Source organism: Flavobacterium cheonanense (assembly GCF_039539185.1).
Lineage (GTDB): Bacteria > Bacteroidota > Bacteroidia > Flavobacteriales > Flavobacteriaceae > Flavobacterium > Flavobacterium cheonanense.
This window is the reverse complement of the sequence record NZ_BAABCT010000002.1, coordinates 581,002-602,024: the sequence shown is the minus strand read 5'-3', so window position 1 is coordinate 602,024 and position 21,023 is coordinate 581,002. Positions and strand designations below refer to the sequence as shown.

Genomic DNA, 21,023 nt, shown 5'->3' with positions numbered 1-21,023 from the left:
AACTTTATGGTTTTTTAGGTAATTCTGGTGTTGGAGGCATCATCCCTTTTGGTGGAACATCATCAGTTTCCATTGGATTAACTCCTTTTGTTACTTGATTTGATCTGCCTTTTTCTGGAGGAGCTTGTTGATTGAGTTTGTTTAAAACATCTTCTTTTGTGAGCTCTGGTTTCTTTTTTGCATCTTCTTTAGGTTGGTCTAATTCAAGCGTTCTCTGAACAGGAATTATATCTTTATTTAACCAATCACCTGCTGTATATTCATCAATGTTCTTTTTAACCTGAACTACTTTGTAATTCTCACTCGATATAACAATAGCTGGTTCTGCAATTTTGTATTCTTTAAACTCTTTTAAAACCTGAGCAATTCCTTTTGCGTTATCTAAAGATTTGATTCCGTGAATTACAATGAAGTTTTTGTCAATGGTATAAATATCTGTTGATATTGATAGTTTTTCTATCGTTCTTTCTTCAGCAAATTTGTTTAACTTTTCTAACAATGCTTTAGTGTTTTTGTCTTCCAAGTTATCTGCTTTATACAAGATATTCCAAGATAATGGAAACTCCGAATTAAAAGAAAGAGATTCTAAGTAAGGCATTTTTTTAGCCAAAAACACTTCAGTAGATTTCCCTTCCTCACTATTAGGATATGTTAACGCTAAATAATTAAGTGCTTTTTTAAATTCACTCAATCCTTTAAGTTTTCCTAAAAGATTGGCTTTTAGCAATTCAAATTTTGAAACCATTTCCTCACCTGTAAACTGCTCTACTGCAAGTTCGGTTTTTGGAAATACTTCTCTATACAAACCTTTTTCATAATCTTTATAAAGTAAATCATAAGCAACTTCTGGTGTAGAACTTAATTGGCCTGAATTAGCAGAATTATTTATGATTTGTGCATAACGAGAATCCGGATATTGAGCCGTAATTTTAGCTTTCATGGCTTGCGCTTTACTTGGATCTATAATTTCATAAATCTTGTATAAATTATACATTGAAGGAAGCACTAATCGTTCTTCTGGATTGTTTAGAAGTAGTTTTTCAAGTTTTTCAGCAGCTCTTTTATACTCTTTAAATTTCTCTTTGTAGATAACACCTAATTGATAGTATGCAAAATTTCTTTCTTTGGCTATACTATCCAAATCTTTATTTGAAGAAGGAATTTGTTTCAAATAGAAATCAGTAGTGTAACGTTCATCTACTTCTTCTTTTTTATCACCATTGTCGGCAACTTCGTTATTGTCATCAGGATTTTTATCTTCTTTGATAATGTCTTTTGACCATCTCCAATTTTCTACATGAGGTCTATTTCCCCATTTTTTCTTAAACTCTACTTTACCCAAAGCGATAGTTGATGGATTGTAAAAGTAAAATGTGCTTGAATTACTTGAAATTGATGGTGTTGGTGCAATTGCTTTAGGAGGAGCTTGCTTAGAAGTAATATTATCTGGTTGGGCTAATTCTTTAGCGCCGTTTTTACCTAAAACATCACCATCAGATGAGTTTAAGGCAGCTAACTCTTTAATTTTTGCTTCTTTCTCAGCTAATTCTTGCTTTCTTTTTTCTTCTTTTTTAAGTTCATCAATAAACTGTTTGTAATAGTTCTCCTTTTCAGAAGATGACATTGATGCCACTTTCAAAATACTATCATTACGTTGCGCAATTCCTTCAAATTTAATTACATCTTCTAGATTCTCTCTCTTTTTTGTAATCAATTTAAACTCACGTGTTCTTGAATTTAAAACAGTTAAAGTGCTATCAAAATATTTTCCTGCTGTTACATATTTAGCTTTGTTGAAATAAATTTCTGCTAAATTTCTATAATTAGAAGCTATCAAATATTCATCTTGAGATCTAGATTTTAATGATTTATTATAATATTTTTTGGCAACTTCAGGCTTTTTTGATTTATCATAAAATAAGGCCATTTGATGATTAAGAACATCTAAATGAGGACGATTCTCTCTGTCTTTCAATAAATCTTTATATTTTTTTATAAAGGATAAAGTATCTCCATTTTCAAAATCAAATTGTTGCGCTTGACGAGCATGTGCTTGAATTACATATTGTCTTGCTGCTTTTCTCTTCATATCAATTACATCTTGATATTTAGCAAATGCACTGTCTTTATGACCCATTTGTTCATATACTTGTCCTAAAATGAACTGATATCTTGCTTTTTCTTCGTTAGATTTTGTAAATTCTGTAGCCAATTTTAATTTTGCAACAGCACTATCTTGCTCTTTTAAGTTTAAGAAAGCCTGAGCTAAAGTTGCATTTGCATCAGCAAAAATTTGATCTTTAAATTTAATTTCTTTTAGAAGTTTTCTAAGATTTGTAACCGCTAACGCATCATTATCCATACGCATGTTAGTTTTTTCTCTCCAAATTTTTACTTCATATATCTTGTCACTATTTGGATATTTGTACAAAACATAATTGAATGCTTCTAATGCCGGAACAAATCTTTGGTCGTAGTAACGCGCTTTCCCCAACATTAAATGTGCTTCATCCATTTGCGGATTTTTTTCACCGCCATCAATATTCATTGAGTGTTTTTGAATGGCTTTTGTTGCTTTGGTTTCGGCTCTTTCAAAATTGGCATTTTTGGCTTGACCAGGAAGCATTTGATCTTGAGTAATTTGCATTCGCTCTACTGGAAGTATTTCCCAAAAGTTATCTTTATATTGTGATTTTAAGTCGGCAATACCTTTATCTAAAGCAATACCACCATTATAAAGTATATTATATTCTGTACTTAAAGCATGTGAATTTCTAGCAAGAAAAGTGTTCTTCTTTGTTGAACAAGCCACAAAAAAAACAATAGTTCCTAATAAAAAAATGTATTTGATAGTATTTGATTTCAATGTAAAAACGTTTTAATAAGTAACTCTAAAAGGCTAATTTTAGTATAACTAACTGGTAAAAATACATTTCTTTTTGATAAGTGGAAAAAAATAATGCTTTTTTTAAAAAAGAAATCCGAAGAACATTAATTTGAACTTCGGATTTATGACTTTGAATGTATAAAAAATTACACCGCAAAAAATGCTTCTAATTCTCTAAGCGTTTCTGGTGATGTTTCAATATCTTTTACAATTTCGCCTTTGTTTAAAGCTACAATTCTATTACAAACCTCAACGGTGTGAACTAAATCGTGCGAAGATACTAAAACGGTAACTTCTGGATTATCAGACAATTCTTTGATAATTTTTTTCAATCTATTTACTGTTGTTGGATCTAAATTAGCAAATGGTTCGTCAAGAATTACAACTTCTGGACTTCCTATTAAAGTGGCTATGATTCCAACTTTTTTCATATTCCCTTTAGATAAATCACGTAAGTATTTTTTGCTTTTCAAGATTTCTCCATTGAAAAATTCTTCGTGTTTTGCTAAAAGTGCATCAACATCGGCTTTATTTTGACCACGCAAATCACCAATGAAATAGAAATATTCTTCGGCTGTCAAATATCCGATAAGGAAACTTTCGTCAATAAATGCTGCTGTGAAAGGTTTCCAAGCTTCACTAGTATTTACTTGAATCGAATTGTTTTTTATAAATCCTGTTGAAGGTTGAATTAAATCTAATAGCAAACTGAAAAAAGTAGTTTTTCCTGCGCCATTATTTCCTACTAAACCAAAACTTTGTCCTTTTGGAATTTCAAGATTGGTGATGTTTAATACTTTAACTCCGTTGTTATATGTTTTTGAGAGATTGTTTACTTGTATCATTTTTTTAGTGATTAGTCATTAGTAAATAGTAATTAGTCTAAAACTAGTTTTTTTGTTTGTAAGCTGCGATGGTTGCGTATTTTTCTTTTTTATAAATTTTTTCAATCTGACTGAAAACGTAATTTCTAAAAGCAAATCCGAGAATTCCTGCCAAAGCCACAAATAATAATCCGATGTTTGGAGAGAAAATGTAATATCCTATTGCATAAAGCGCCATTGGAATTAGCATTTTTGGAAGAGAAATTAACATGGTTTTAATATTGAACGCTTGCTTATCGCCAAAAGCTCCTTTACCTGTTGTTAAATCAATTGGAGTTTTTACAAAGGCTCCGCCAAGCATTACTAAATGTGAATTTACTCCGATGTTGAAAATTGCACCAGCAACAACTAATAAATAAGTGTGAACTCCAAAAAATAGATAAAACGATGCTAAAATTGTTGAAATCAATGTTCCGATAACCATCAACCACCATTTAGAACTGATGTATTCTCTGTATTGAATATTTTGACTCATCATCAACTGATAATAAGCGCTGTCCCAACTTGGTACAAATTGTCCGAACGTGAAAAGAAATCCGCCTGAAACAAAAATTCCGGCAAAAATCTGAAACATTGGACTTCTGTAAGCTTCTATCGAATTTGTGAAAAACAATAATCCATAAAAAATAAATAAGAAACTCATTGTAAGAGTAGTTTTAGAACGCTTGTTTCTTAATAACAATCGAAGGTCATTTTTCAAAAACGTTCCTAAAGTTCCGAATTGGTCTAGGAAAGAAAAGTTTTGTGTCTTTGCAATTTCACTTTTCTTCGCCAAACCTTCGTCTAAATTCAAATTGCTTTTAAAATAATTGAAAGCAAAATAATAGGTAGCAACTACCAAAAGTATCGGAATCAAAAACACAAAAACTGTTTCGTACATTCCTTGAAAAAAAGGTTGTGTGTAAAGCGTAACATCAAATAATTTATAATAATGAGCCAGACCTAAACCTGCAACAACAGCTAAAACCGAATAGAAAACACTGTCTTTATTATTAATTAAAACATTTATAAAATTATTCAAATAAAACAGCGCCATAATTCCTAAATGCCACAGAATAACATTCAAAACAGAATAACCATTCATCATTAAAACAATAGAAAACGGAATAAAGAACAAGGCATGCGACCAATTGAAAAAAGACAAGGCCGTTTTTCCTAAAGTAAAATGAACAATCGTATTTCTTTTAATCGGTAAAGTCAATAATGGGCGAATATTCATCACAGGCATCTTTTGAAGAAAATACCTAACCACTAAATCCATTACCAAATAGTAAATCATGAATTTATTAACAGTTGAAAGTGGTTCAAGTCCAGACTTTTTCAAAATGAAGAAAACTCCAATACCTGCTGCAATAAAAATCACCATAAAATAAGCTGCAAAAAACCCAATAAAGATTTTCATTGCAATATTAGTTCCTAAGGATGCCGAACGAAGAAATGCCTTCCATTCGAGCATGATAAAATGTTTGAACATAGTTGATTGTTTTTGGATAAAGTATTAGATGATGAATTTAAAAATTTGTTACAAACATTTCAAATTTTAAATAAAAGTAAATAATTGCTATTTCTTACCTTTGTAAAAATTACTTACAATGTCACAATTCTATAAATTACAAATCAAAGAAGTAAAACGTGAAACTCCTAATGCGGTTTCTGTAGTTTTTAATGTTCCTTCTGAGTTACAATCTGCTTATCAATTTATTGCAGGTCAATATATTAATCTAAAACTTACGCTTGACGGACAAGAAATACGTCGTGCCTATTCTATTTGTTCATCACCTGAAAGTGGTGAGCTACGAATTGCGATTAAGTCTGTAAAAAACGGACATTTTTCAAAATTTGCTAACGATAATTTGAAAGTTGGCGATATTATAGAAGTTGGTCAACCTGAAGGTAAATTTACTTTTGAACCACAAGTTGGCAGACAAAGAAACTACGCTGCGTTCGTTGCTGGAAGCGGAATTACACCAGTTATGTCTATTCTAAAATCGGTTTTGCACAACGAAAAAGACAGCACTTTTGTTTTAGTTTACGGAAATAAAAACACTGACGAAACCATATTTCATCAAGAATTACACGATTTGCAACAACAATATGTTGGAAGGTTTTTTGTTCATTTTGCGTACACTCAAATTAAGGTTGAAAATGAACTTTTTGGTCGAATTGATAAAGCCAACGTAAACTTTGTTTTGAACAACAAACACAAAGAAAAAGAATTCTCAAAATTCTATTTATGTGGTCCAGAAGAAATGATTAATTTGGTTTCTAATGTTTTAAAAGAAAATAATGTTGCTGATAAAAACATCAAATTTGAATTGTTTTCAACATCAACTTCAGCAGAAAAAGAAATTGCAACTTCGGAAAATGGTCATACAAAAATCACTGTTTTAGTTGACGATGAAGAAACAACTTTTGAAATGAGCCAAAAGCAAACTTTATTAGAAGCTGCACTAAAACAAGGCATCGACGCTCCTTATTCTTGTCAAGGAGGAATTTGCAGCAGTTGTTTAGCTAGAATTTCAAAAGGAACTGCTGAAATGAAAAAGAACTCTATTTTGACTGACAAAGAAGTTGCCGAAGGATTAATTTTAACGTGTCAAGCGCATCCAACAAGTAGTGAGATATTTGTGGATTTTGATGATGTCTAAATTCAGTTAGCAGTGTTCAGATTTCAGTGTTCAGTTACGTAGATTGTGTTAAATTTTTATAGAATTAAACTTTGAAAAACAAACTCGAAATATTTAAAAAAGCTCAAGATCTTTTGGACGAACCAGAAGTTCAAGAGCTTTTAGGATATTGTGAAAAATTGGAAGATGAGTTGGTGGATTTCAAATTTGAGAAAAACAAAAACAAAGAATTAATCTTGCTCGATATGATTAAGGAAGTTTTAAAAGGTTGCAACGCTATCGAAAAAGAACAAATGGAACACGAGCGTTTTGGCTACGAAGCACCAAATTATCAAGCCACTATTTCAAATTTAAAGAGTTATATTTTGGAGATTTGTAGAGATAATCAGATTTATTTGTGATAAAAAGTTGACACAAATTGCACTTATTTTCACGAATTTAAAATTGCAACAAAAATAAATTCGCGAAATAATTTACCATCAAAATTCGTGTAAATTGGTGAGATTCGTGTGAAAAATTATTCTTCTGCCAACTTCGACTGAATACTGAAAACTACCTTCTCCACAGAAATACTTCTCATTACATCTTCATAACCAGCAACTTTTTTATTTCCATACACAGAAGTTGGTAATAATGGATATTGATTTCTATCGGAAGTCAAGCAATTTTCTAAAGGTTGATTAAACGGTGAAAAACCAGCAAACGGATGTGTTGCGCCCCAAAGCGTGATGGTTTTTATGCCAAACATCGCTGCCAAATGAGCGTTTCCACTGTCCATCGATACCATTAAATCTAAATTTGAAATCAGATGTAATTCATCATCAAAAGATATTTTCCCAGCAAAATTTATTACATTTTCATTTGAAAACTCTTCTAATAGTTCCATTTCCTTTTTTCCACCACCAAAAAGAAGGATTTTTAAGTTTAGGTTTTCAGATAATTTACTAATAACTTCTCTCATCAAATCCATTGGATAGGTTTTACTTTGATAATGAGCAAAAGGTGCTATTCCTATCCATTTTTGATTTTTATTTCCAATGATTTTTTGTGCTTTCAAAGGAATATCCATTTGTCTCAAAAAAACAGGATTGCTTAAATCTATATCATAACCTAACTGTTTAAAAGTAGCAACATGTCTTTCAAACATTGATTTTAATGGCTTGAAAATTTTATTTTCTGCACGTGTTAATTCTTTTTTCTCTTTTCTTCCTTTATCAGTAAAGGCTACTTTTTTTCCGCTTAAAGCAAATAAAAATCTAATAACTTTTGAACGCAAAACGTTGTGCAAATCGGCAACTTGTTCAACGTTTTGGTGTTTAATTTCTTTGTATAATCTATACAATCCAAATATTCCTTTGTGTTGGTGATTGGTATGAACTGATAAAAAAGTTAAATTAGGTATATTTTCAAAAATGGGTTTGAAAAATGGGCGAGAAACCATCGTTATTTTAACTTCCGGATATTGATTTACTAAAGCTAAAATAACAGGAACTGTCATTGCGACATCTCCCATTGCAGAGAGTCGAATGACAGCTATATGTTTTATTTTATGTGACAAAGGTTGTCGGAAATTATTTTTTATTCTGATACAAAACCGGATTCAAATCATCATCATTGTACATTTTCATCTGTTTGTACACTTTCATGAATTTGTCACCATTTTCAATATCAGTCAATAAATCGTCGATTGCTGTTGATAAATCGGTTCTTTGCTCTAAAAGTACGTTTAGTTTTTCTTGACATTTATCTCTATGTTCTTGAGAAGCTTCTGCGCGAGTTGCTTCTTCGTTCATATGATAAATTTTAAGAGCTAAAATTGACAATCTATCAATCGTCCAAGCTGGCGATTCTGAGTTAATTTTGGCTGTTGGTTTTACTTCAACATGAGCATATTTTTGAAGAAAATAACTGTCAATATATTCTACCATGTCGGTACGTTCTTGATTAGAAGCGTCGATTTTTCTTTTCAAAGTTAATGCTGCAACAGGATCGATATTTGGATCACGAATAATGTCTTCATAATGCCATTGAACCGTGTCAATCCAGTTTTTAAAATAAAGTAAATGTTCTATTTTTTCCTTTGGATATGGATTGTTAATAGGTTGGTTTACATTGTCGTAAACGTGATAATCCTTGATACTTTGTTCAAATATAGAATAGGCAAATTTTGAAAACATAATGATTAATTTTATTTGCAAAGATAGTTTTTATACTTTTACTTAAACATACAAATTTTTTACTTTTATGCAAATTCATTATATCTCTGAAAACAATAGTATTCTAAATCATTTTTTGGCGGAAATTCGGGATGTCAACATTCAAAAAGACAGCATGCGTTTTAGAAAAAACATTGAACGTATTGGAGAAATTATGGCGTATGAATTAAGTAAAACTTTAGAGTATAAATCAATTGATGTTCAAACTCCTCTTGGCGTAAAACATACTACAACAATTGCAGACAATGTCGTTTTGTGTTCTATTCTTCGTGCAGGATTGGCATTGCATACAGGTTTCATGAATATTTTTGATAATGCCGAAAATGGTTTTGTTTCAGCTTATCGTCATCATCCAAATAATGATGATTATTTTGAAATTTTAGTAGAATATCAAGCAGCTCCATCCTTTGAAAATAAAAACTTAATTCTAATTGATCCTATGTTAGCAACAGGTCAATCCATTGTTGCAGTTTTAAATAAATTGCATTTGGAACAAAAACCAAAAGAAATTCACCTTGCAGTTGTAATTGCTGCACCAGAAGGAATTGCTTATCTTGAAGAAAATCTTCCAAATAATTGTCATCTTTGGGTTGCCGCTCTTGATGAAAAACTAAACGAGAAAAATTACATTATTCCAGGACTTGGAGATGCAGGAGATTTAGCTTACGGAAGTAAATTATAACTGTGAAAAGAAACAGAATACTCCACAAATAATTGATACGAACAAAATAATTTCTTGTTGAATTTTATTCTGTAAATATTCTACCGTGTTTGTCGCCATTATAGCCATTGGTAAAAATGTATAAACCAATACTTCATTACTTTTATTTGCTGAGATAAAGAAAATTGCTATACCAATAAAAAAAGCTAACAATACTTTTTTGTAAGAAGCTTGTAAATTTAGTGGCTTGTTTGTTAAGGTAAACAGATAAGGTAAAACAAAAAAAACAGCGAATACTGCATAAATAGAAAAAGCAATATTTTGATAATTATTAGTAAAATAATCTACCTGCAAATTTATTACTTCCGATTGAAGATAAACATCAATAGCTCCTTTATCAAATAGTAAAGCATAAAAAACAAAGATTATTGATGAACTGAAAAGGGCTACAAAAGGAATTAACCAATTTCTATAATCTCTTGAAACGTGAAAAATTATGGAGATGTAAACCAATAAAATAAAAAGTATTGCCCAAAAATGGAATAAACTAGCTACAAAAATCCATAACGAAGCATCAAATATTTTTTCTTTTGGGGATTTCAATGTTTGCAAAGAAACCAATCTTCTCATTGCTAATAGAATAAAAAAATTAGATACAATTAGTTTGTAATTATCTAAAACATTTGGAAAAAACATTAAAAAAATAAGAACAAAGAAAATGGTATAAGCACTATCCTTAGTTAATGCGTTTTTCTTAACAATAAAATTTGAAATGAAAAGTGATGCAAATAAAATCAATAATAAAGCCGACTTTTTTGCAATTTCAAATAACGAACTTGTCCATTTTGTATCCTGCAACTGGTAGGTAAAAAAGACAGAAACCATCAAAATTCCTATAAAAGAATAATTAATTGGTGTAGATTTTTTAAAAACGCTTGTTATCATGAGGATATTTTATACTTTTGTGGATGTAAATATAACACTTGTTTAAAAATGAAAGCATTTTTCGAAGCAATACAATCACTTTTTGTAGATTTTTTATTTAAACCACTAGATTGGTTACGTGCATTAGAGTTAGATAATTGGTGGTTGGCTAATATCGTTAGCTGGACATTAATGGCAATTTGTGCTAAATACATTGTATACTGGTGCAAACAACTAGCTGCTCACCAAAAAAACAACGAAGAAAACCAAGATACAACGGCTCACTCTTTCTTAAAGTAAGTCTAAACCGATATCTTTTCTAAAATACATCTTATCAAAATGTAGCTTGTCTATGTTTTGATAAGATTTTTTTATGGCTTCTTGAAAGCTTTCGCCAAATGACGTAATGGCAATTACACGACCACCATTGGTTACCACTTTTCCATTTTCTAATTTTGTTCCAGCGTGAAAAGCAATTGAATCTTCGATGTTTTCTAAACCAGAAATTTCAAATCCTTTTCCATAATCTTCAGGATATCCGCCTGAAACTACCATGATTGTTGTGGCACTTCTTTCATCAATTTCTAAAGAAACTTCATTCAATGTTTGATTTCCAACTGCTTGAAAAAGTTCTACTAAATCCGATTTCAATCTCGGAATAACAACTTCCGTTTCTGGATCGCCCATTCTTACATTGTATTCAATAACAATTGGTTCTCCTTTCACGTTAATCAGTCCAATAAAAACGAAACCTTTATATTCAATTCCGTCGCTTTGCAAACCTGCGATTGTTGGTTTTACAATTCGTGTCTCAATTTTTTCTAACAAAACTACATCTGCAAATGGAACTGGAGAAACTGCTCCCATTCCACCAGTATTTAAACCCGTATCGCCTTCTCCAATTCTTTTGTAATCTTTAGCTGTTGGAAGAATTTTATAATTTTTTCCATCGGTTAAAACAAAACAACTTAGTTCAATTCCGTCAAGAAATTCTTCTATCACAACTTTTGCACTTGCGGTTCCAAATTTTTTATGAACCAACATGTTTCTTAATTCCGATTTAGCTTCTTCCAAATCTTGAATAATCAAAACACCTTTTCCAGCAGCCAAACCATCAGCTTTAAGAACGTATGGAGGTTGTAAAGTTTCTAGAAAATTACATCCTTTTTCAACTGTTTCTTTGGTAAAACTATCATAAGCTGCAGTTGGGATTTTATGTTTGATAAGAAATTCTTTAGCAAATTCTTTACTTCCTTCTAATTGCGCACCCACTTTTGACGGTCCAATCACAGGAATATGATTTAAATCAGCATCGTTTTTGAAGAAATCATAAATTCCGTGAACCAAAGGATCTTCAGGTCCAACAACAACCATATTCACTTTTTCAGCCAAAGCAAATGTTTTTATAGCTTCAAAATCTAAAATATTTATAGAAACATTTGTGGCAATTTGTGACGTTCCAGCGTTTCCTGGTGCTACAAAAAGTTTAGAACATTTGTCTGATTGTAACATTTTCCATGCTAAAGCGTGTTCGCGTCCGCCTGAACCAAGTAGTAAAATTGTCATTGTGTGTGTAGTTATGTTGTTGTGCAAAAATAGTTTGTTTTCAAAAGAATTTAAAGCTAATTGATAGAAAAGTTTTTGTTTTTAGTATTTTTGAACAAAATAGTTTTTTTGTGTTCAACCTTTTCAATTTATCACTCAAGGCAAACGGTTTTCCGATGAAGAAAGCAACTGCTGAATTTGAAAAAATTCAAGCCATTTCTGATGCTGAATATGAAAATTATATTAATCTAAAACGAAAAGAAATTGTTGAATACCATTTAAAAAACAACAAATCCTATAAAGAATTTGTTGGAAAACCTGAGATTAAAAATTGGCATGAACTTCCAATAATGACTAAAAAAGAATTTCAGAAACCTTTATCTGAAAGACTTTCTAATGGTTTTACTTTAAAAAATGTTTACGTCAATAAAACTTCTGGTTCAAGTGGTGATCCGTTTATTTTCGCCAAAGATAAATTTTGTCATGCCTTGACTTGGGCAAATATCATTAATAGATTTGGATGGTTTGGAATTGATTTTAATTCCTCTAAACAAGCAAGATTTTATGGAATTCCGTTGGATTTTATCGGAAATAAAAAAGAACGATTAAAAGATGTTTTGAAAAACAGTTATCGATTCACCATTTTTGATTTGTCAGATGAAATTCTTGAAAAAGTGTTGCTGAAATTTCAGAATAAAAAGTTCGATTACATAAATGGTTATACTTCCTCTATCGTTTTATTTGCTAAATTTCTTCAAAAGAAAAACATTGTTTTAACCTCAATTTGTCCTAGTTTAAAATGTTGTGTTGTTACTTCCGAAATGTTATTTGCAGAAGATAAAGTTTTAATGGAAAAACAATTTGGAGTTCCAGTTATCAACGAATATGGTGCTTCCGAACTGGACTTGATTGCTTTTCAAAATCCTCAAGATGAATGGCAAGTAAATTCTGAAACCTTATTTGTAGAAATTTTAGACGATAATGATAACGTGCTTCCCAACGGAAAAGAAGGTCGAATTGTAATTACTTCCTTGTATAACAAAGCGCATCCATTCATTCGATATGATATTGGAGATGTTGGAATTCTTGATGAGAAAAGCACCTTCAAAAAACCAATTCTTAAGAAATTAATTGGTCGAACCAACGATATTGCTATTTTACCAAGTGGAAAAAAATCACCGGGATTAACATTTTACTACGTAACCAAAAGTATTATTGAAGACGACGGAAATGTAAAAGAATTTGTGATTAAACAAACAAAAATCGATACTTTTGAAGTGGAATATGTAAGTGAAAATGCGCTAACGGAAAGTCAAATTCTAACTATTGAAAAAGCAATTACAACTTATTTAGAAAGTGGTTTGAACTTTACATTTACAAGAAAAGACAAATTACAAAGAAGTAAAAGCGGAAAATTGAAACAGTTTGTTTCGATGATGAAATAAAATATAAACCATTAAAATAACTATATGAGCCAAAATTTAATTATTTCAGAAGAAACGATTTCAGATAAAATTTACTTTATCCGAAATCAAAAAGTAATGTTAGACAGAGATTTAGCAATGCTTTATGGGATTGAAACTAAAAGATTAAAAGAACAAGTTAAACGAAATATTTCAAGATTTCCTGAAGATTTATGTTTGAATTAACAAGGGATGAATTTGCAAATTGGAGGTCGCAATTTGCGACCTCCAATTCAGATAAAATGGGTTTACGTTATGTTCCAATGGCTTTTACCGAACATGGCGTTCTAATGTTATCAAGTGTTTTGAATAGTGATAAAGCTATTCAGACCAACATTCAAATTATGAGGATCTTTACCAAAGTACGTCAAATGCTTTTGGATACAACTGATTTGAAAATTGATATTATGCAAATTCAGAAAAAACTCGAAAATCACGATAAAAATATTGAGTTGGTTTTTAGTTATCTTGATGAGTTGACTGATAAAAAAGAAAATACAAAACCAAGAACAAAAATTGGTTATAAAAAATAGTTTTTTAATGACGCAAATTGCGACCTTAATGAAATCGAAATAAATTAACAGATACTGAAACAAGTTCAGGATTACTATGAAAATAACCATAATTGCAGGCGCAAGACCTAATTTTATTAAAATCGCACCTATTATAAAAGCGATTGAAAAGCAGCAATCTGAAGGAAAAACTATTTCTTATAGATTAGTTCACACAGGTCAACATTATGATAAAAATTTGAGTGATACTTTTTTTGAGGAGTTGAATATTCCACATCCAAATGCTAACTTGGAAGTTAAAAGTGGTTCACAAGCAGAGCAAACTGGCGCAATAATGGTTGCTTTTGAAAAAGAATTAACTCAAAATCCTTGTGATTTAGTTTTGGTTGTTGGTGATGTCAATTCGACTATGGCTTGTGCTATTGTAGCTAAGAAAATGAATATTAAAGTGGCTCATGTTGAAGCCGGAATTCGTTCAGGAGATATGACCATGCCAGAGGAAATTAACCGTATAGTTACCGATAGTATTACCGATTATTTCTTTACAACATCAAAATCTGCATCTGAAAATTTATTAAAAAATGGTGTCGATTCATCAAATGTTCATTTTGTTGGAAATGTGATGATAGATACTTTACATCAGAATTTAAATCGAATTTCCGCTCCGAGTTTTTGGGATGAATTCGATTTAGAAACTGGAAATTATATCATTTTAACCTTACATCGTCCATCAAATGTTGATGAAGAAAAATCATTAATCAATTTATTGGAAGGAATTGATAAAATGGTTGGAGATAAAAAAATAATCTTTCCAATTCATCCAAGAACGAAAGCAATTTTAGGTGAAACCAATTTGAATTTAAAAAACATTTTATTCGTAGAGCCTCAAGGCTATTTGAATTTCATGTATTTGATAAAAAATAGTTTTGCAGTGATTACCGATTCTGGTGGAATTTCTGAGGAAACTACGGTTTTAGGAATTCCGTGTTTTACTATGCGAACCACAACCGAAAGACCAGAAACTATTGAAATTGGCACTAATAATTTGGTTGGAATTTCTATTGAAAATCTAACTTTAGAATTTACTAAATTTTTAGAAAATGGTTTATCGAAAAGAGGAATTCCTGAGCTTTGGGACGGAAAAGCATCGGAACGAATTATTGCTATTTTATTAACTAAATAATTTCTCGCAAAGGCGCAAAGGCGCAAAGTTTTAAATTGTGCTTACATGAAAGAAATCCTAATTATATCTAATTATTATCCGCCGGAAAAAGGTGCTGCCGCCAATAGAATTGAGCAGTTGGCCTTGAAATTGCATCAAAATAATTATAAAGTTTCTGTAATTTGTCCGCTAGGAAATTATCCAAAAGGAGAATTGTTTCCTGAGTATAAAGGTAAATTTTCAGTTACTGAGAATCGTGATAATATTACCGTGAAAAGGTTATGGATTTATCCTAGTGTGAGCAAAAATTTGGTTGTTCGAATTATTTCTGTTTTGTCTTTTTCACTGAGTTTATTTTTCTATTTATTGTTTAAAAAAACTCCTCAAAAAGTGATCGTTCAATCACCTCCTTTATTGCTTTCTTTTATCTCTGTTTTTGTATTATCGTTGAAAAATAAAAAGATAATTCTCAATATTTCAGACCTTTGGCCATTGGCTGCAATTGAATTGAAAGCTCTGAAAGAAGGCTCTTTTTCACATAAATTCTCTTTGTTTTTAGAACGATTTATTTATAAAAAAGCAACTTTAATAATTGGTCAATCTAACGAAATTATCACTCACGTAAAATCATTGTTTCCTGAAAAAAAATGTTATTTATATAGGAATTTCCCAGACCATAAAGTTGAAGAATTTGATTTAAAGTTTGAAGAAAATCAACCTATTAAAATATTTTACGCTGGACTTTTAGGAATTGCACAAGGCGTATATGAATTGTGTGAAAAAATAGATTTAAAAGGATTAAATATTGAACTACACCTATTTGGTGATGGTGCTGAAAAAAGTCAAATCAAAGCTTTACTATCCTCTGAAAAAGGGAAAAATATCTTCTTTCACGGTATGATGGAACGTAATGATTTGCACGAAAAATTAAAAACTTTTGATATTGCTATTGTTCCATTAAAAGTTCGAATTTATGGTTCTGTTCCTTCTAAGATTTTCGAATATGGTGCACTTGGATTTCCTATTTTATACTTTGGTGGTGGCGAAGGCGAAACTATTGTTGAAGAAAACAATATGGGTTGGATTGCATCTGTAGAAAATTATGAGCAATTAAACCATGAAATTCAAAAGATTTCGAAGATGAGTAAATCAGAATTATTCGAAAAGAAAAAGAGCATCTTTATTAAATCAGAAATCAATTTCAATTTAGATAATCAAATGAATTATTTAATTGAAAAAGATGTTTTTTAGTAAGCTTTATCCTCGCCTTTAAAAATATTTACAACCGTTTGAATAATGATTTTGATATCCATTACTATTGACCAATTTTCAATGTAGAAAACGTCAAATTTGATACGGTTAATCATGTCTTCATCGGTTTCTATTTCGCCACGATATCCTTTTACTTGAGCAAGTCCTGTTATTCCTGGTTTTACATAATGACGAACCATGTATTTTTTTACTTTGCTAGCATACGATTTATTTTGTGACCACAAGTGAGGTCTTGGCCCAACAACCGACATATCGCCAAGTAATACATTGAAAAATTGTGGTAATTCATCAATACTGGTTTTACGCATAAATCGTCCCATTTTAGTAACTCTAGGGTCATTTTTTGAAGCTTCTTTTTCAGTTGTTTCATTGACTTGCATGGAACGAAATTTATAGCAAAAAAATTCGTTTTCATCTAAACCTGGTCTTCCTTGTTTGAAGAAAATAGGCCCTTTAGATTCTAATTTAATTAAAATTGCAATTAAAGGCATTAACCAAGAAAGGATGAGAACGATAACAAAAAAAGAAAAAACAATGTCAAATCCTCTTTTAATACCTTTTATTGTTGGGTCATGAAGTTGGGTTTTTTGAAGCGATAAAACAGGGAAAAGCTCATAATAATCAATTCTCATGTTTTTAGAAAAAATCTCTTTAGTATCGGGAATAAATTTTATTGTTTTATTGTTTTCGTCTGAAAACTCAACTAATTCTTTCAATTTTTCATTTGAAATCTCATTTAAAGAACAATAAATTTCATCTATTTTTTGATCTATAACAAAATTCTTAATGTCATCTACTCTACCTTTTACCTCGGGATTTTGTTTTTTATCTGAAAAATAACCTTGAAAACGATAGCCGTAATCTTGTCTGTTATCAAAAACTTCTTTAAGTCGAATTGCTTCTGGAGTATATCCAATTATTATTGCATTTCTGAAATTATTTTTGGTAGTAATTCTGTATTTTTTAAGGTAAAAAAACAAGAAGTATTTAATTCCTGCAATAATAACAAAACTAATCGTCATCATAATTGCAATAGCTTTTCCGCTGAAAATTACTGTTTTTGCAAAAGGAAAAAAAGCAATTACAACTAACAGAAATAAGCCAAATTGTTTAAATATTTTAGATATAATTTCTACCGGAGTTGTAAATCTGTATACTTCATAAAATTTAACTAAAAAGGCAATAAATATCCAAGCAAGTGTTTGATATGCAATATAATATACCATATTAAGATTTAAATCTCTAAAGAAATATAAACTTAATATGGTAATGACCAAAATATCTATAGTGATACTTATTGGTCTAATATATTTTGAATATCTACCTGTTTGCTGTGCAACCATATTTTAATGGATGTAACCTTTGAAATCTTTGTGTTCTTCTTTTAGTAATTCTTCCGATGATAAAGATTTGAAATAATCATAAGTCAATTTCATGCCTTCTTCTCTGTTTACTTTAGCTTCCCAACCTAGAATTTCTCTAGCTTTAGTGGTGTCTGGTTGACGTTGTAGAGGATCATTTATTGGTAATGGATGATAAACAACTTTTTGTTCAGTTCCTGTAAGTTTTATAATCTCATCTGCAAAATCTTTAATTGTGATTTCATCTGGATTACCAATATTCACAGGATAAATATAATCTGAATGTAATAGTCTGAAAATTCCTTCAACTTGGTCGGTAACATAGCAAAAAGATCGTGTTTGACTTCCGTCACCAAAAATAGTTAAATCTTCACCACGTAAAGCTTGTCCGATAAAAGCTGGAATTACACGTCCATCGTTTAGTCGCATTCTTGGTCCATAAGTGTTAAAAATTCTAACTATTCTTGTTTCCACACCATGAAAAGTATGGTAAGCCATTGTTATCGATTCTTGAAAACGTTTTGCTTCATCATAAACACCTCTAGGACCAATGGTGTTTACATTTCCATAATATTCTTCTGTTTGTGGATGAACTAAAGGATCTCCATATATCTCTGAAGTAGAAGCAATAAGAATTCTAGCTTTTTTTACTCTCGCCAATCCTAAAAGATTATGTGTTCCTAAAGAACCTACTTTTAAAGTTTGAATAGGAATTTTTAAGTAATCAATTGGAGATGCCGGAGATGCAAAATGAAGAATATAATCTAATTTTCCTGGAACGTGAACGAATTTAGTTACATCGTGATGGTAAAATTCAAAGTTTTCAAGTTTGAATAAATGTTCAATGTTTTTTAAATCTCCTGTAATCAGGTTATCCATTCCGATAACAAAGTATCCTTCTTTGATAAAACGATCACAAAGATGTGATCCTAAAAAACCTGCCGCTCCTGTTATTAATATTCTTTTCATATAAGTAAAATTTATTTTTAAGCGGTCATATATGGTATCGCTTTTTTATTTATTAGGGTTTGCTTGCGCAAACAAGTTTTTAATGGCGATTTCATAATTTTGCTTCTATATTAATTGATTCTTTGGGGCTTATTGAATTGAAAATACAAAATAATAATGTAAAAAATACAACGCCTCTTTGCCTGCAAAGAAAAGATTCTGTCAAAAATAAACTTATCATTAGAACTGCAAAAGAAAAATGCATAAAATCTTTGTTATTAATTGCTTTTTTTAATGTTTGAAATAACATAATGACTAAAAGTAGAAATCCAACTACACCAATTTCGGCAAAATTCTGGATGTATTGATTGTGAAAGTTAAATCTTCCGTATCCATTATGTAGATTATATTTCTTTTCTTTTTCTAATAATTTAATTTCGGAAGCATTTAAACCGAATCCTTTAAAGAAAATTGATTCTTCTTTCAAAAGTTCCAAAAACATTCTTGCTTGATAAACTCTTAAAGCAGTTCCTGGAAAATAATCATTTGGAGAAAATTTTTCATTGTTCCATGCTTCATAGATACTAATGTTGTGCACGCCGTTTTCTAAAGTTGCTGAAACATTTGGACTTATACTATTTGGTGCATTATTTCTAAACTCCTCTTGGAAACGTTGTTTAATCTTACCTAAAGACAGTCCAATCACAATAATCCCTCCAAAAATTATAAGATTTCTTAGTCTCATTTTGTGAGATGCTTTTGAATAGTATAAAAAGTAAACTAAAATTAAAACAACAACAACTAGAATTATATTTTTGGAAGAAAGTAAAATAATAAATCCTGCGAGAAGTAATGAGAGTGCTATATCAATTTTAGATTTCATTTCTTTTGTGAAAAAATAAAAAAAAGCTAATGCAACAAAAACTGAAACATGAATTGCATTTAATAGATTAGGTACTAATCCATAATCATCATCACTTTCTCCGTGGTAGAAAAAGTTCCGTGTGTCTTGACTTACTAAATATCTAATTACTGCTCTTAAAAGGAAAAAAACTACAATTAATACCATTGAGAAGCTATAATATTTCAAAAGCTTTTCTTTTTCTGTTTTGGAAATTTGTACTTTCATGAACACCAATGGCAGTAGTAGTAAAGTAATTCCTTTTGGAATAGCTTTTAAAGTTTCATGTTTATCAATACTCCAAAAATAGGATACAGACATCCATAAAAACAATACTATTGGAAAGAAAAAAAGTAAATTTATATTGAAATTGGTCTTATTGAAATTTATAAGAACCGATAAAATTAATAGTATTAATGCAATATTGTTTACGGCTAATGAAAATGGAATTGTAACAAGTAATACTAAGATGAAAATAAAAGAACTATTCTTATTGCTTTCTTGTTTTATGTCTTGAATAACACTCTTCAAAAAGTTGTAAATATTGACCATTTATTTTCTCCCAATTAAAATCTTTAATTATAGCTTGATAGTTATTTTGAACTTTCTGCAAGTTATCAATTTTTTTGACAGATTCTAAAATATTTTTGACTTCAGAAGGATTAGAAAAATAGATTCCATTTTCTTTTAAGATTCCTTTATTGAAATCGTTATTGTGTGCAATAACTAATGCTTGCGAAGCCATAGCTTCTAAAAGTGATGGATTGGTTCCGCCAACAGAATGACCATGAAAATATAATTTTGAAAAATAACGAAGGTTATTTAAATGCTCAAGATTATAAATTCCACCTAGAAATCTAATGTTTTCGTGGCTTTTAAATTTATTTTTTAGGTATTCACCATATTTTGTTTCGTGTTTTCCTATGACTAAAATTGGTGTTTTATCGTTGCATTGAGCAACTCCTTCAAGAACCATATCAAGATTATTTTCGGGTTCAAAGCGCGCCATAATCATGTTGAAATTTTCTTTTTCAACATTGTATTCTTTTAGAAAATCTTCATTAGGTGAATCAAACGGATAAGCTCCATAGGCAATATAGGTTGACTCTTTTTTGTATTTTTCTTTCAAAAATTTTTCAATTCCAATAGAATCGGAGACCAAATAATCACTTGAATTCGCTGCAAGTCTTTCGGCAAATTTTAAAAATTGTTGAACCGGTTTAGAATACTTAGTTCTTTTCCACTCTAAACCGTCCATATTTGTAATAATGATTGGCTTTTTTGGAAGAAGAAAAAACCAAATAGAATTACTTGTATAACCTAATTGAAGAATAATATCAAAATCTCGTTTTCGAGAATCCATGATGCAATTGTAGTCATAAATAAATTGCCCAAAAGTCCCAAATTTGTGTTCGGGATCATTTTGATGAATGATATTTACACCGTGAAAAGTTTTTTCTTGAAATTTGTGATTATGCGAGTTATAGCAATATATTTCATGTCCTTTTTCTACAAGATAAACCGAAAAAAATTCAGCAAATTGTTCAAAACCTCCGTAATGATTTGGAATTCCACGAGTTCCGAGAATGGCAATTTTCATGAAGTGATTTCTTTTTCTGAGGGCAAAAATAGGGAATTTTGTTGTTTTAAAAAATTATAA

General features: G+C 30.3%; 18 protein-coding genes and 1 pseudogene. 8 read left to right on the top strand and 11 right to left on the bottom strand.

The window, feature by feature from the left end; genetic code table 11:
• Positions 1–4 precede the first annotated feature (4 nt).
• The 3 genes from porW to ABD766_RS06175 form a co-directional block, all read right to left on the bottom strand.
• Positions 5–2,866 carry a type IX secretion system periplasmic lipoprotein PorW/SprE gene (porW, locus tag ABD766_RS06185; protein WP_344815847.1) on the bottom strand — a complete coding sequence of 954 codons (2,862 nt, stop codon included), beginning with the start codon at positions 2,864–2,866 and terminating at the stop codon, positions 5–7.
• A gap of 167 nt (positions 2,867–3,033) precedes the next feature.
• Positions 3,034–3,732, bottom strand: coding sequence for an ABC transporter ATP-binding protein (locus ABD766_RS06180; protein ID WP_298306885.1), 699 nt, complete (start codon positions 3,730–3,732; stop codon positions 3,034–3,036).
• A 43-nt stretch (positions 3,733–3,775) separates the two neighbouring features.
• Positions 3,776–5,245: a DUF5687 family protein gene (locus tag ABD766_RS06175; RefSeq protein ID WP_298306882.1), complete on the bottom strand. Its 1,470-nt coding sequence runs from the start codon at positions 5,243–5,245 to the stop codon at positions 3,776–3,778.
• 118 nt (positions 5,246–5,363) lie between these two features.
• Here ABD766_RS06175 and ABD766_RS06170 point away from each other — a divergent pair, with 118 nt between their 5' ends.
• Together ABD766_RS06170 and ABD766_RS06165 are read left to right on the top strand one after the other, a co-directional pair.
• Positions 5,364–6,419, top strand: a complete 1,056-nt coding sequence (locus ABD766_RS06170) for a 2Fe-2S iron-sulfur cluster-binding protein (protein ID WP_344815846.1) — start codon at positions 5,364–5,366, stop codon at positions 6,417–6,419.
• A 71-nt stretch (positions 6,420–6,490) separates the two neighbouring features.
• Positions 6,491–6,799 carry a hypothetical protein gene (locus ABD766_RS06165; protein ID WP_344815845.1) on the top strand — a complete coding sequence of 103 codons (309 nt, stop codon included), beginning with the start codon at positions 6,491–6,493 and terminating at the stop codon, positions 6,797–6,799.
• Positions 6,800–6,915: 116 nt separating this feature from the next.
• On the opposite strand, the gene ABD766_RS06160 is transcribed toward ABD766_RS06165, so the two are convergent.
• Both ABD766_RS06160 and ABD766_RS06155 read right to left on the bottom strand, forming a co-directional pair.
• Positions 6,916–7,911 carry a glycosyltransferase family 9 protein gene (locus ABD766_RS06160; protein ID WP_344815985.1) on the bottom strand — a complete coding sequence of 332 codons (996 nt, stop codon included), beginning with the start codon at positions 7,909–7,911 and terminating at the stop codon, positions 6,916–6,918.
• A gap of 58 nt (positions 7,912–7,969) precedes the next feature.
• A complete protein-coding gene (locus ABD766_RS06155) occupies positions 7,970–8,575 on the bottom strand; it encodes a DUF4254 domain-containing protein (protein WP_344815844.1) in 606 nt (201 codons plus the stop codon).
• A 67-nt stretch (positions 8,576–8,642) separates the two neighbouring features.
• Here ABD766_RS06155 and upp point away from each other — a divergent pair, with 67 nt between their 5' ends.
• Positions 8,643–9,296, top strand: a complete 654-nt coding sequence (upp, locus tag ABD766_RS06150) for a uracil phosphoribosyltransferase (protein WP_344815843.1) — start codon at positions 8,643–8,645, stop codon at positions 9,294–9,296.
• Here the strand turns inward: upp and ABD766_RS06145 are convergent.
• Positions 9,291–10,220 carry a DUF6427 family protein gene (locus ABD766_RS06145; protein WP_344815842.1) on the bottom strand — a complete coding sequence of 310 codons (930 nt, stop codon included), beginning with the start codon at positions 10,218–10,220 and terminating at the stop codon, positions 9,291–9,293. The genes upp and ABD766_RS06145 overlap by 6 nt on opposite strands.
• A 48-nt stretch (positions 10,221–10,268) precedes the next feature.
• Here ABD766_RS06145 and ABD766_RS06140 point away from each other — a divergent pair, with 48 nt between their 5' ends.
• Positions 10,269–10,499 carry a DUF6341 family protein gene (locus tag ABD766_RS06140; protein ID WP_344815841.1) on the top strand — a complete coding sequence of 77 codons (231 nt, stop codon included), beginning with the start codon at positions 10,269–10,271 and terminating at the stop codon, positions 10,497–10,499.
• On the opposite strand, the gene purD is transcribed toward ABD766_RS06140, so the two are convergent.
• Positions 10,491–11,765 carry a phosphoribosylamine--glycine ligase gene (gene purD / locus ABD766_RS06135; protein ID WP_344815840.1) on the bottom strand — a complete coding sequence of 425 codons (1,275 nt, stop codon included), beginning with the start codon at positions 11,763–11,765 and terminating at the stop codon, positions 10,491–10,493. The genes ABD766_RS06140 and purD overlap by 9 nt on opposite strands.
• A gap of 110 nt (positions 11,766–11,875) precedes the next feature.
• On the opposite strand from purD, the gene ABD766_RS06130 reads away from it, so the two are divergent.
• The 4 genes and pseudogenes from ABD766_RS06130 (at position 11,876) to ABD766_RS06110 (ending at position 16,132) form a co-directional block, all read left to right on the top strand.
• Positions 11,876–13,189, top strand: coding sequence for a phenylacetate--CoA ligase family protein (locus ABD766_RS06130; RefSeq protein WP_344815839.1), 1,314 nt, complete (start codon positions 11,876–11,878; stop codon positions 13,187–13,189).
• 24 nt (positions 13,190–13,213) lie between these two features.
• A pseudogene (locus ABD766_RS06120) lies at positions 13,214–13,740 on the top strand (ORF6N domain-containing protein).
• A gap of 76 nt (positions 13,741–13,816) precedes the next feature.
• Complete coding sequence (gene wecB / locus ABD766_RS06115; protein WP_344815836.1) at positions 13,817–14,902, top strand: non-hydrolyzing UDP-N-acetylglucosamine 2-epimerase; 1,086 nt, start codon at positions 13,817–13,819, stop codon at positions 14,900–14,902.
• A gap of 45 nt (positions 14,903–14,947) precedes the next feature.
• Positions 14,948–16,132: a glycosyltransferase family 4 protein gene (locus ABD766_RS06110; RefSeq protein WP_344815835.1), complete on the top strand. Its 1,185-nt coding sequence runs from the start codon at positions 14,948–14,950 to the stop codon at positions 16,130–16,132.
• Here ABD766_RS06110 and ABD766_RS06105 read toward each other — a convergent pair.
• The 4 genes from ABD766_RS06105 to ABD766_RS06090 form a co-directional block, all read right to left on the bottom strand.
• Positions 16,129–17,496 carry an undecaprenyl-phosphate glucose phosphotransferase gene (locus tag ABD766_RS06105; RefSeq protein ID WP_298305060.1) on the bottom strand — a complete coding sequence of 456 codons (1,368 nt, stop codon included), beginning with the start codon at positions 17,494–17,496 and terminating at the stop codon, positions 16,129–16,131. The genes ABD766_RS06110 and ABD766_RS06105 overlap by 4 nt on opposite strands.
• 3 nt (positions 17,497–17,499) lie before the next feature.
• Entirely contained in the window at positions 17,500–18,483 is a 984-nt protein-coding gene (locus tag ABD766_RS06100; protein WP_298305063.1) for a UDP-glucuronic acid decarboxylase family protein, read from the bottom strand.
• A gap of 91 nt (positions 18,484–18,574) precedes the next feature.
• A complete protein-coding gene (locus ABD766_RS06095) occupies positions 18,575–19,894 on the bottom strand; it encodes an O-antigen ligase family protein (RefSeq protein WP_344815834.1) in 1,320 nt (439 codons plus the stop codon).
• Complete coding sequence (locus ABD766_RS06090; protein WP_344815833.1) at positions 19,854–20,963, bottom strand: DUF1972 domain-containing protein; 1,110 nt, start codon at positions 20,961–20,963, stop codon at positions 19,854–19,856. Before ABD766_RS06090 ends, ABD766_RS06095 begins: the two co-directional genes overlap by 41 nt.
• Positions 20,964–21,023: the final 60 nt, after the last annotated feature.

Bases quoted from the DNA above. Each gene is read 5' to 3' on its own strand.
- ABD766_RS06180 (WP_298306885.1), bottom strand. From the start codon at position 3,732: ATGATACAAGTAAACAATCTCTCAAAAACATATAACAACGGAGTTAAA.
- ABD766_RS06175 (WP_298306882.1), bottom strand. From the start codon at position 5,245: ATGTTCAAACATTTTATCATGCTCGAATGGAAGGCATTTCTTCGTTCG.
- ABD766_RS06170 (WP_344815846.1), top strand. From the start codon at position 5,364: ATGTCACAATTCTATAAATTACAAATCAAAGAAGTAAAACGTGAAACT.
- ABD766_RS06160 (WP_344815985.1), bottom strand. From the start codon at position 7,911: ATGGGAGATGTCGCAATGACAGTTCCTGTTATTTTAGCTTTAGTAAAT.
- ABD766_RS06155 (WP_344815844.1), bottom strand. From the start codon at position 8,575: ATGTTTTCAAAATTTGCCTATTCTATATTTGAACAAAGTATCAAGGAT.
- upp (WP_344815843.1), top strand. From the start codon at position 8,643: ATGCAAATTCATTATATCTCTGAAAACAATAGTATTCTAAATCATTTT.
- ABD766_RS06145 (WP_344815842.1), bottom strand. From the start codon at position 10,220: ATGATAACAAGCGTTTTTAAAAAATCTACACCAATTAATTATTCTTTT.
- ABD766_RS06140 (WP_344815841.1), top strand. From the start codon at position 10,269: ATGAAAGCATTTTTCGAAGCAATACAATCACTTTTTGTAGATTTTTTA.
- purD (WP_344815840.1), bottom strand. From the start codon at position 11,765: ATGACAATTTTACTACTTGGTTCAGGCGGACGCGAACACGCTTTAGCA.
- wecB (WP_344815836.1), top strand. From the start codon at position 13,817: ATGAAAATAACCATAATTGCAGGCGCAAGACCTAATTTTATTAAAATC.
- ABD766_RS06110 (WP_344815835.1), top strand. From the start codon at position 14,948: ATGAAAGAAATCCTAATTATATCTAATTATTATCCGCCGGAAAAAGGT.
- ABD766_RS06105 (WP_298305060.1), bottom strand. From the start codon at position 17,496: ATGGTTGCACAGCAAACAGGTAGATATTCAAAATATATTAGACCAATA.
- ABD766_RS06100 (WP_298305063.1), bottom strand. From the start codon at position 18,483: ATGAAAAGAATATTAATAACAGGAGCGGCAGGTTTTTTAGGATCACAT.
- ABD766_RS06090 (WP_344815833.1), bottom strand. From the start codon at position 20,963: ATGAAAATTGCCATTCTCGGAACTCGTGGAATTCCAAATCATTACGGA.